The 11,469-nt window shown below is 32.4% G+C and carries 9 protein-coding genes; all 9 read right to left on the bottom strand.

All coding sequences use genetic code 11. The features are described from left to right. Positions 1–82: 82 nt before the first annotated feature. Positions 83–409, bottom strand: a complete 327-nt coding sequence (locus tag KA824_RS02970; RefSeq protein WP_107384957.1) for a DUF1292 domain-containing protein — start codon at positions 407–409, stop codon at positions 83–85. 16 nt (positions 410–425) lie between these two features. Continuing rightward, positions 426–854, bottom strand: a complete 429-nt coding sequence (ruvX, locus tag KA824_RS02965; protein ID WP_181187610.1) for a Holliday junction resolvase RuvX — start codon at positions 852–854, stop codon at positions 426–428. Between the two features lie 3 nt (positions 855–857). Further along, on the bottom strand, positions 858–1,118 hold the full coding sequence (locus tag KA824_RS02960) for an IreB family regulatory phosphoprotein (protein ID WP_019469413.1): 261 nt from the start codon (positions 1,116–1,118) through the stop codon (positions 858–860). A 67-nt stretch (positions 1,119–1,185) separates the two neighbouring features. Further along, positions 1,186–3,816 (bottom strand): alanine--tRNA ligase, encoded by a 2,631-nt coding sequence (gene alaS, locus KA824_RS02955; protein ID WP_107384958.1) that lies wholly within the window; start codon positions 3,814–3,816, stop codon positions 1,186–1,188. Between the two features lie 299 nt (positions 3,817–4,115). After that, on the bottom strand, positions 4,116–6,503 hold the full coding sequence (gene recD2 / locus KA824_RS02950) for an SF1B family DNA helicase RecD2 (RefSeq protein ID WP_181187611.1): 2,388 nt from the start codon (positions 6,501–6,503) through the stop codon (positions 4,116–4,118). Positions 6,504–6,507: 4 nt separating this feature from the next. Then, positions 6,508–7,173 (bottom strand): tetratricopeptide repeat protein, encoded by a 666-nt coding sequence (locus tag KA824_RS02945; RefSeq protein WP_040030022.1) that lies wholly within the window; start codon positions 7,171–7,173, stop codon positions 6,508–6,510. A gap of 197 nt (positions 7,174–7,370) precedes the next feature. Then, entirely contained in the window at positions 7,371–8,483 is a 1,113-nt protein-coding gene (gene mnmA, locus KA824_RS02940; RefSeq protein ID WP_181187612.1) for a tRNA 2-thiouridine(34) synthase MnmA, read from the bottom strand. Next, positions 8,484–9,626: a cysteine desulfurase family protein gene (locus KA824_RS02935; RefSeq protein ID WP_181187613.1), complete on the bottom strand. Its 1,143-nt coding sequence runs from the start codon at positions 9,624–9,626 to the stop codon at positions 8,484–8,486. It lies immediately after the preceding gene. 60 nt (positions 9,627–9,686) lie between these two features. Beyond that, on the bottom strand, positions 9,687–11,318 hold the full coding sequence (sal, locus tag KA824_RS02930) for a Sal family ABC-F type ribosomal protection protein (RefSeq protein ID WP_181187614.1): 1,632 nt from the start codon (positions 11,316–11,318) through the stop codon (positions 9,687–9,689). Positions 11,319–11,469 lie beyond the last annotated feature (151 nt).

The following is an 11,469-nucleotide window of genomic DNA, read 5'->3' as shown; positions in this document are numbered from 1 at the left end:
AAAGTGTAAACAATATTGAATCAATTTGTAATTCAGATTCACACTTTAAATATCAATGCGTATTTTTAGTGTTGTCCAAATATTATTCATGGTTATGATCATGGTCGTCCATTTCAGTGTTAACGACTTCTTCAATCATATCCCATTCTTCATCAGTTTCAACTGGTAAAAATTTTCCGCCTTCGCCATCTACATCAGGCTCATTAATCATTGGTACTAATTCGATTAAATCATCATCATCTGATTCTGCACCTTCTTCAGCAAGAATCACATATTCTTTTTTGAATTCAGGATGGAAAAATTCTAATACTTTTCGATAAAGTACTTCGTTTCCATCTTCATCAAATAAAGTTAATAATTCCTCTTGGTTGTTAATTTCTAATTCAGATTCATGGTTATGTTCAGTCATTATAAAACGCTCCTTTTTATTGTATAGAATCTAAATAGCCTTGTAATATAAATACTGCAGCCATTTTATCTATTACTTTTTTTCGTTTTTGTCTAGAAACATCTGCTTCAAGTAAAGAACGTTCTGCAGCCATGGTACTTAAACGCTCATCCCACATGATTATCTCTACAGATGGCAATGCTTCCTGAAGTTGCTCCTTGTATTGTAACGAAGCTTCGCCTCGAAATCCAATAGAATTATTCATATTCTTTGGCAAACCTATGACAACAGTACCAACTTTTTCTTTCTCTATGATCGTTACTAGTCTTTCTATACCTAGTTCATTCTTATCTTCGTTTATATGGAGTGTATCTAATCCCTGGGCTGTCCAACCCATGAGATCACTTATAGCAATGCCAACAGTTTTACTTCCTACATCTAAACCTAAAATTTTATGTTTTAGCATTAATTACTTTGAGTTCTCTTGTAAATAATTTGAAACTAATTCTTCCATGATATCGTCGCGATCAATACGACGAATTTGGTTTCTAGCTTCATTATTACGTGGAATATACGCAGGATCACCTGATAATAAATAACCGACAATTTGATTTACAGGGTTGTAGCCACGTTCATTCAGCGTGTTATAGACATTTTGAAGTACTGTTTTGACATCTTCTTTTGGAATTTCATCATAATTAAATTTCATTGTTTTATCAAAGTTTTCCATTTTGTAACACTCCTTCGTATCGACTAAAAAGTACTTATTGTTAATTCTACATTACTAAACGTAGAACTTATAGAGATTTAATGTAATCTTTAATGAAACGTAATGATTCTGTTATGTTTTCAGGTTGAGTGCCCCCACCTTGAGCCATGTCTGGGCGGCCGCCACCTTTACCACCTACAATTGGTGCCATGTTTTTAATAATGTCACCAGCTTTTACACTATCTGTTAATTCTTTTGGTACTGTAGCTACTAAAGACACTTTGCCATCTATGTTACTGATTAAAATTATAATAGCATCTTGCAACTTAGATTTAAAGTCATCCATTGTCTCACGAATCGCTTTTGCGTTTGCGACTTCAACTTCAGTTGCAAGTACATTAAATCCATTAATTTCTTCTACCTGATTTGTAATATCACCCATTTTCAGTGTAGTGATTTCTTTATTTCTTTGTTCAAGTTGCTTAGATAATTCTTTTTCATCCGCTTGCATTTGGATAACTTTTTCTAAAACTTGATCATCTGATTTCACTTTAACTTGTGCTTTCACCGCATTAAATTGTTCTTGTATTGTTTCTAAATATAGAAATGCTGATTTTCCAGTAAATGCTTCTATACGTCTCACACCAGCACCTGTACCCGATTCACTCACTATTTTAAACAAACCTATTTCAGAAGTATTATTAACATGGATACCTCCACATAATTCAATGGAGAAAGGTGCCATATTGACAACTCGAACGACATCGCCATATTTTTCACCAAATAATGCCATCGCACCTAATTTTTTAGCTTCAGCAATAGGCATTTCTTGTATATTCACATCTATACTATTCCAAATTTCTTCATTAACTCTTCGCTCAACGTGATCTATTTCATCTTGAGTTAAAGGTCCAAAGTGCGTGAAATCAAATCTTAATCTCTCCGCTTCAACAAGTGAACCTGCTTGATTGACATGATCTCCAAGTACTTCTTTTAATGCCGCATGTAATAAATGTGTGGCGCTGTGATTCTTTTTAATATCTCTTCGTTCAACATGGTTTACACTAGCAAGCACTTCGTCATTCTTTTTAACAGTTCCAAATTGAATTTCACCTTTGTGTAAATTTTGTCCATTAGGTGCTTTGGTTACTTCAGTAACTTTGATTTCGAACTGTTCATTACTTATTGTACCTTCATCTGCTACTTGTCCACCACTCACTGCATAAAATGGTGTTTCTTTTAAAATAAAGTAAATGATTTCTCCAGCTTCAGCTTCGTTTACGAAATCTCCATTATAAATGATATCGGTAATAAACGTTTTTTGATCCATGACATCATAACCTACAAATTGACTCTCTGTTGTTACTTTTTTCAATATGTCACTTTGTACTTGCATAGATTGAGAGTTTTGACGGGCTTGTCTAGCTCTATCACGTTGTTTTTGCATTTCATCTTCAAAAGTATTCATATCAACAGAAAGGTTTTCTTGTGTTGCAATTTCTTCAGTAAGTTCAACTGGAAAACCATATGTGTCATATAATTTAAATGCATCCTTACCACTGATTTCATTTGTCGTTGATTTTGCTTTTGCAATTAAATTATTTAATATCGCTAAACCTTCTTCCAGTGTTTCATGGAAACGTTCTTCTTCCGATTTGATCACGCGTTTGATGAAATCAGCTTTTTCTTTAACGTTCGGATAATAAGGTTCCATGATATCTGCAACGATATCAACCAATTTATACATAAATGGTTCATTAATATCTAATGATTGACTAAACCTTACAGCACGACGTAAAAGCCTACGCAACACATAACCTCGTCCTTCATTTGCTGGTAATGCGCCATCAGCAATTGCAAATGAAATCGTGCGTATATGGTCAGAAATGACTTTGAATGCTACATCATAAGTATCTTTTTCAAGATACTTTTTACCTGAAACTTTTTCTACTTCATTAATGATTGGCATAAACAAATCAGTTTCGTAATTTGTACGAACATTTTGCGCTATAGATGCCATTCTTTCAAGCCCCATACCAGTATCAATATTTTTATTTGGTAATGGTGTGTACGTATGATCTTTATTATGATTAAATTCACTAAATACTAAATTCCAAACCTCTAAAAATCTTTCATTCTCACCACCTGGATACATTTCTTCTGCAGGATCATCTTGTCCAAATTGATCACCGCGATCATAGAATATCTCAGTATTAGGGCCTGAAGGTCCTTCTCCGATATCCCAGAAATTTCCTTCTATACGAATAATTCTACTCTCTTCTAAACCTATGTCTTCATTCCATATTTTATAGGCTTCTTTGTCCTCAGGATGTATCGTTACATACAATCGTTTTGGATCCATAGCCATCCATTTTTCATTCGTTAAAAATGCCCAAGCAAATTCAATAGCCTCTTTTTTAAAATAATCACCAATTGAAAAATTACCTAACATTTCAAAAAAAGTATGATGTCTAGCTGTAAAGCCGACATTCTCAATGTCATTGGTTCTTATAGCTTTTTGAGAATTAACAATACGAGGCTTTTTAGGTGTTTCTCTGCCATCAAAATATTTTTTTAATGTCGCAACACCAGAGTTAATCCATAGTAAAGAATCATCATCTATAGGTACTAATGGTGCAGAAGGTTCAACCATATGCCCTTGTTCAACAAAGTAATCAATAAAATTCTGTCTAATTTCACTTGCTTTTAAGTTTTTCATACTTAAAATTCCTCCATCTCAACTCAAGTTATATCAGTTATTTGATAAAAAAGAAAATAAAAAACGTCCATCCTATCAAAAGGGACGAACGTTTCGCGGTACCACCCTAGTTATAAGCATTAATAATGATTACTAATTTCGCTTATCACTTTAAATAAGTATATTTATTATTTAACATAAAGTAGCTTTCAACTATGCTATCTGTACTTTTCACCAGCCAGTACATCTCTTGTCGACTACCATAGTTTACTCATCTTTATGCACAATCAATTATATTGTATTTACTTTAACCTACGTTGTCAATGTTCAACAAAATCATATGGCGAAATATCTCCCATATTAATCATAGGATTAATTTTATATATATTTTCTTCTGTTAAAACAGTCGTCGAATCAAATGTAGCATTAACTTCATCTTCATCTTTACGATCATCATTATTAAAATACGTTTTTAAGAACGTACAAAGCTGTGTCATTCTCACTTGGCCATGTGTATTTAAACCGATTTCGAAAGCTTGTGGGTCCCCCAAAAATACCAGTGATTGCTTAGCTCTTGTTAGTCCAGTATATAATATTGGTTTTTGCAACATTCTAAAATATTGCTTAACCATAGGCATAATAACGATTGGAAATTCGGAACCTTGTGATTTGTGAATAGACGTACAATATGCATGTGTTAATTCCAATAAATCTTGCTTTACAAAAGTAATTTCATTTCCGTCAAAATCAACGACAATCACATCTTTATTTAAGGCATTTTCTTTTGCCCAAAATATACCAACAACCACTCCAATATCACCATTAAATATATTATCACTTGGTCTATTTACTAGTTGTAGTACTTTATCTCCTTTTCTAAAGACAACATCCCCGAATTCAACTTCACGTGTTTCTTTCTCTTTAGGATTTAAAATTGTTTGCAATACAGTATTTAATTTTTTTATACCAGCTGAACCTTTATACATCGGAGCTAATACTTGTATATCACTCATATCATAACCTTTATTTACAGCACTTGAAACCACCTTTTCAACTACTGAAGGTATTTGATCTGTTGAACAGTTGATAAAGTTACGATCGTGAAATCTTTGTGTAATATCAATAGGTTCACCCAATTTCATTCTATGTGCTAATTCTATGATACTAGATCCATCTTGTTGTCGGTAAACTTCAGTTAGATTCACTCTGGGAATTACTTTAGAATCAATGAGATCTTTAAAAACCTGACCTGGGCCTACAGAAGGTAATTGGTCTTCATCACCTACTAATATGACTTGAGCATCTATAGGGACGGCACTAAGGAATTGATGAAATAACCAAGTGTCGACCATTGACATTTCATCTATAATAATTAATTTCGCTGAAATCTCATTATCTAAAATATCCTCTGGTTGTGTGTCTTGATTCCAACCTATTAACCGATGTATAGTCATAGCTTCCAATCCCGTAGATTCAGCCAACCGTTTTGAAGCTCTTCCTGTCGGGGCTGCTAGTACAACGGGATAGTCATCGTTTTGATAATCATCATAATCTAAAGATAAACCATGTATTTCTGCATATAATTCAACAATACCTTTAATAACAGTCGTCTTTCCTGTTCCTGGACCGCCAGTTAACAGCATAATTTTAGTATTGATTGCAGTTTGTAACGCTTCTCTTTGAGAATTAGCATATGTAACCTGATTACGTTGTTCTATTTCACCAATTTCTAATTGTAATTCAGATTGTTCTATTTCTTTTAATTTATTCGTATATGTGTAATTACGATATAAGTTTTGAACACTTTTAAGTTCTGAATAATATAAACTAGGAATTGCTATTTCACTTTCTTGTTTTACTAATTTTGTATCTTCAACAAGGACTTGAATCATATTTTCTAACTGTTGATGCTCAATCACTTCATTAGGTGGTTGAGACAACATTTCTTGTGTCATTTCTAATACAGTTTGTGTCGGCAAGTATGTGTGTCCTTGCTTAATGCATTCTTCTTCTAATACATATAATAAACCAGCTTTTAAACGCTCATCATCGTTATATTGAATACCTACATTTCGTGCTAAAGTATCTGCTTTGTTAAATCCGATACCCTTCACGTCGTAAACCAATTGATAGGGTTTGTTTTCTACAATATTGAGTGTATCGCCTAAATAAACTTGATAGATTGCCATCGCGAGTTTAGGCCCAAACCCTAAATCATGTAATCGAATAATGATTTGCTCTGTTTCTTGATTACTCGCAATTTGTTCAGCAATTTGTTTTTGCTTTTTCTTTGGCAAACTAGGTACCTTTTCTAAAATAGATGAATCATTTAAAATATCTGAAATTGCATTTTCTCCAAGTGTGTTTACAATATTTTGGGCCGTTTTTTTACCTATGCCTTTAAATAAATCACTAGATAAATAGCTAATTATAGCTTCTTTTGTTTGAGGCAACTCTTTTTCAAACGTTTCAGCTTTTAACTGTTTACCATATTTAGGATGTGAAACGACTTGTCCTTTAAAAGTATAAACATCGCCTTCAGCAATTTCTGGAAAAAACCCTACAACTGTAGGCATAGAATCAAATTCTTCATTAGATTCTATCGTATCTACTTTTAAAACAGTATAAAAATTGTCTTTGTTTTGAAACAAGATAGCATCTACAGTACCTTTAATCATTGAATTATTAAATAATGTAGGGTTATCCATTTAATTACTCCTCCTCTGCGATTGATTTAAACGTTTTGATGGCATGTTGACTCATCAAATGTTCTGGGTTGATAGAAACTGCACGTTCAAAATATTCGATGGCACTTTCAGTATCTTCAGTTAACATATAGGTTGCTAAACCTAAGTTATATAAAGCATCCGTATGGGCTTCATCTAATGTGAGTACATACTTTAATTGTGAAACGGCTTGTTCATACATTTCTAAGTGACACAATACTAACCCATACTGAAATTGTACTTCTACATCGTTGCGATTATCTTTTTCAGCGGCAGTCATTAAAAAGGGAAGTGCTTCTGTAAAAGCTTCTAACTGGTTAAAAGACATACCAATCATGTAATTTGTATCTATTTCGTCTACTTTATATTGCAAAGCTTGTTGATATAATTTAACCGCTTCTTTATAACGTCCCTCATTGTAATAGACATTAGCTAAATTGTAATAAACAGCACCATTTTCCGGATCAATGGTTAGTGCTTTTTGGAAAAATTTTTCCGCTTTATCTATTTCACCCGCTTCAGCTATTAATATACCTGCATTGATATAGTTTTCGACTTCATTCGGGTTTGCTTCTATATTTTCAAATAGTGCTGCTAAAGCTTGCTCAAAATTACCTTGTTTTATCAGCGTATAAATTTGTTCTTGATTCATGCTATCCCTCTCTCTCAACATCTTATTATAACATTTAAGAATGAAAAAACAGTAAAAAGGAGTAAGTGACAAATCAAAAATTTAAATTTGATATTGTACGCTTACTCCTCAAAACATGTTCATCTATAAAACTTTATATTTAATTAACAATAAATCATTGTTATTTTACTATTTACTAAGCCAATTAATTTATTTGTTTAAACAACATAACTTAATTGACCTGATGTTTTGTATACATCATCTATAGTAGCGCCACCTAGACATACATCACCATCATATAAAACAACTGATTGACCTGGAGTAATTGCGCGAACAGGTTCATCAAATGTTACGCGAATCGCATTATCATTTTCTCTTTGAACAAAAACTTTTGTATCTTTTTGACGATATCTAAATTTTGCTGTACATTCAAAGCCATTTTCTAAATCGACAGGGTTAACAAATGAAATATCTGAAGCAATCAAATAATCACTATAAAGGGCTTCATGATGAAAACCTTGTTCTACATATAAGACATTTTCATTTAAATTTTTGCCAACAACAAACCAAGGATCACCATCTCCACCAATACCTAGACCGTGACGTTGTCCTATAGTATAGTACATTAATCCTGTGTGTGTGCCTATTTTTTTACCATCTAATGATTGCATTTCACCAGACTGTGCTGGTAAATATTGAGATAAAAATGTTTTGAAATTACGTTCACCAATAAAACAAATACCAGTAGAATCTTTTTTCTTAGCCGTAGCTAAATCTTGTGCTTCAGCAATTCTACGAACTTCTTTTTTATCAATATCACCTATCGGGAACATTACTTTTGATAATTGAGATTGTGATAATTGATTTAAGAAATAAGTTTGATCTTTATTATTGTCAACACCGCGCAACATTTCAACATGTCCATCTTCATGGCGACGTATACGTGCATAATGACCTGTAGCTACATAATCTGCACCTAACTTAAGTGCATGTTCTAAAAATGCTTTGAATTTAATTTCCTTATTACACATCACATCGGGGTTTGGTGTGCGTCCTTTTTTATATTCATCTAAGAAATAAGTAAACACTTTATCCCAATATTCTTTTTCAAAATTAACTGCATAATATGGTATACCAATTTGATTACATACAGCTATGACATCGTTATAATCTTCCGTAGCTGTACACACACCGTTTTCATCCGTGTCATCCCAGTTTTTCATAAAAATACCAATGACATCATAACCTTGTTCTTTTAATAAGTGTGCTGTAACTGAACTATCTACGCCACCTGACATGCCAACAACAACACGTGTATCTTTATTTGACAACTAAACTTCCTCCTTGAATTTATGATAAATTTTGTGAATTTCAGTAACTAAATATTTTATTTCTTGTTCGGTCGTTTGTTCATTAAAGCTAAATCGTACAGAATGATTTGCTCTTGTATCATCACCATACATTGCCAATAAAACATGTGAAGGCGATGTGGACCCTGCAGTACATGCTGAACCAGAAGCTACATATATATTGGCTAAATCTAGCAATGTTAACATGGTTTCTACATCAATAAATGGAAAATACAAATTAACGATGTGACCTGTAGTATCTGTCATTGAGCCGTTTAATTCAAAAGGAACTGATCGTTCTTGTAATGAAACAAGAAATTGATTTTTCAAATTCATCAAATGGACATTGTTTTCATCTCTATACTGATTTGCTAGTTTTAAAGCTTCAGACAACCCCACAATTTGGGGAACATTTTCTGTACCTGCTCTTCTTTTCACTTCTTGTTCTCCACCTAATTGTGGAAACTTGATGGTTGTACCTGTTTTTATTAGTAAAACTCCGATACCCTTTGGCCCGCCAAATTTATGTGCTGTAATACTCATTGCATCGATATCAAATTCATGAAAATCTATGTCTAAGTGGCTGATTGCTTGTACCGCATCTACATGAAATATGGCATTTGAATGACTTACAATTTCATCAATATCATACATTGGTTGTACTGTTCCAATTTCATTATTAACAAACATGATTGAAACGAGTATCGTCTCATCAGTTAACGCACTTTTTAATTGTTCTAACGATATCAAGCCTTCCACATCTACATCAAGGTATGTTACATCAAAACCTTCTTTTTCTAATTGTTCAAAAACATGGAGTACTGAATGATGTTCTATTTTAGTTGTAATAATATGCTTGCCTTTATCCTGATTTGCATACGCAATACCTTTAATCGCTGTGTTATTAGATTCGGTTGCTCCACTTGTAAAGATTACTTCACTCGGCTTAGAATTGAGTTGCTTTGCTACGAAACGACGTGACTCATCTAAATATTTACGTGCATCTCTACCTATACTATGTATAGAGGACGGATTACCGTAATGCGTTGTATAGACTTCCATCATTTTATCTATTACTTGCTGTTTAACTGGCGTTGTAGCAGCGTAATCTGCATATACTTCCATGTTTGACACTCCTTACAAATTTATCAATGTTCCAATGATAGCACCATCTATTTAATTTTTCTAGTTGTCTGTTTCAAAATGTCCATTTTCATCTATCATTTCATATTCATCTAATAATGCTAATGTTTCGTCTACATTTGATTTTGTCGTATTATTTAACGTTAAGTTGTATAATTTTTTATCTTTGATTTCCCAGTGTGTCGCTTTAAATCTAGATTGAAAATACTCATCATGTGTCACAACTAATACTTGACCGTTAAAACTTTTTATCATATTTAAAATTAAATCCTGTGTTGAAATATCAAAATAATTAGTTGGCTCATCTAAAATTAATAAATTGGCACCAGAGAAATATAGTAGTACAAATTGAAATCTACTTTTCTCGCCCATAGATAATTGACTAATTGGCGCATTAATTTTTTCTTCATTAAAACCAAATGAAGCTAAAATAGTTTGTGCCTCACTTCGTAATATTTTATTTGTAGTTAATAGCATCGAAAGTGGAGATTCTGCTTCATTTAAGTTTTTATTTGTCTGATCAAAATATCCAATTTTTAGTGAAGGGGTGATTTTTATATTTCCTTGATTTGGAAGTATCTTTTGTCTGATCATTGCAATTAAAAGTGATTTACCACTCCCATTTGGCCCAGTAATTAAAATATTTTCTTTTTGTTTCATTTCAAAATGAGCATGTTCAAATATATGATGTTCATTTATAGCAACATTGAAGTCTTCAAAATGAATTAAAAAGCGTTTACGTAAACGATCTTGATGATTAAAATGATAATGTTTTTGTTCATTATCTGGCTGATTTATCGTCTTCTCATTTAATTTTTGAGTCATTTGCTTTTCTTTCGTCTTTGCTCTTTGAGCTAACTTACTGAGTTTCTTCTGCTCAAGAGGGCTACGGACACTTGCTTTTTGTTGTGCTGAATGATGCCATGTTTGTATTCGTTGTATCGTGCGATTAAGTTCTGCTATTTCTTTTTGTTGCTTTTCGTACATATTTTGTTGTGTTTGTAACGTTAAATCTTTAATTTTACGGTACTTGGAATAATTACCATTATATTTATTCGTTTTTTCAGACGTTACTTCAATGACATGAGTCGCTGTTTGATCGATAAAATCACGCTGGTGTGATACAAAGATAATTGTATATTTTGATTTTTGTATTTTTTTAATCAGTTGTTCTAACATTTCTAAATCTAAATGATTTGTAGGTTCATCAAGCAAAATCAATGGTTTGTTTGACATAAATGCTTTTAATAATGCTAGTCTCATTTGTTGGCCGCCACTTAAATATTGAATTTGTTTTTCTAAATCTCTTTCAGTTAAATTCAATTGATTTGCTTGAGTGATAATATTCTGTTCAAATTCATAGCCATTTAAAGCACTATAATCAGCAATATACTTATAATTACTCTTAAGCTTCTGTTTTATCTGCAGCAACTCAGGATTTATAGCCATTACATAGTCTAATCCTGTTAAGTGTTCATAAACAGACATATTTTGATGCATTAAATAAGCTTCATCTTGATATTTCATCTTTATTGCTTCTAACAATGTTGTTTTCCCTACGCCATTGTTACCAATCATTGCAACATGTTCGCCCTTATCAATTTGAATTTCTACAGAGTTAATTAAATTTTTACCAAATTTTTCAAATGGTTTTTGAACATAATAAAAAGACATACCAATTCCCTCTTTCTCAAGAGATACGATACGCCTTAACAATCCGAACATTATTTATGTTAGGTATTTTACTGATCATTTTTTATTAAGACATAATCGTATCCCATATATTACTTTTTTGATTAATTAAATTGTTTTGATTGTTCTTATG

The organism is Staphylococcus sp. GDY8P198P (genome assembly GCF_017891615.1).
Classification (GTDB): Bacteria; Bacillota; Bacilli; order Staphylococcales; family Staphylococcaceae; genus Staphylococcus; species Staphylococcus cohnii.
Note: the sequence above shows the minus strand (reverse complement) of the source record. Positions and strands in the feature narration are given on the sequence as shown.

Excerpts from the sequence above, each read along its gene's own strand:
- KA824_RS02970 (WP_107384957.1), bottom strand. The coding sequence starts at position 409 with ATGACTGAACATAACCATGAATCTGAATTAGAAATTAACAACCAAGAG.
- KA824_RS02935 (WP_181187613.1), bottom strand. The coding sequence starts at position 9,626 with ATGGAAGTATATGCAGATTACGCTGCTACAACGCCAGTTAAACAGCAA.
- sal (WP_181187614.1), bottom strand. The coding sequence starts at position 11,318 with ATGTCTTTTTATTATGTTCAAAAACCATTTGAAAAATTTGGTAAAAAT.
- alaS (WP_107384958.1), bottom strand. The coding sequence starts at position 3,816 with ATGAAAAACTTAAAAGCAAGTGAAATTAGACAGAATTTTATTGATTAC.
- KA824_RS02960 (WP_019469413.1), bottom strand. The coding sequence starts at position 1,118 with ATGGAAAACTTTGATAAAACAATGAAATTTAATTATGATGAAATTCCA.
- KA824_RS02945 (WP_040030022.1), bottom strand. The coding sequence starts at position 7,173 with ATGAATCAAGAACAAATTTATACGCTGATAAAACAAGGTAATTTTGAG.
- recD2 (WP_181187611.1), bottom strand. The coding sequence starts at position 6,503 with ATGGATAACCCTACATTATTTAATAATTCAATGATTAAAGGTACTGTA.
- ruvX (WP_181187610.1), bottom strand. The coding sequence starts at position 854 with ATGCTAAAACATAAAATTTTAGGTTTAGATGTAGGAAGTAAAACTGTT.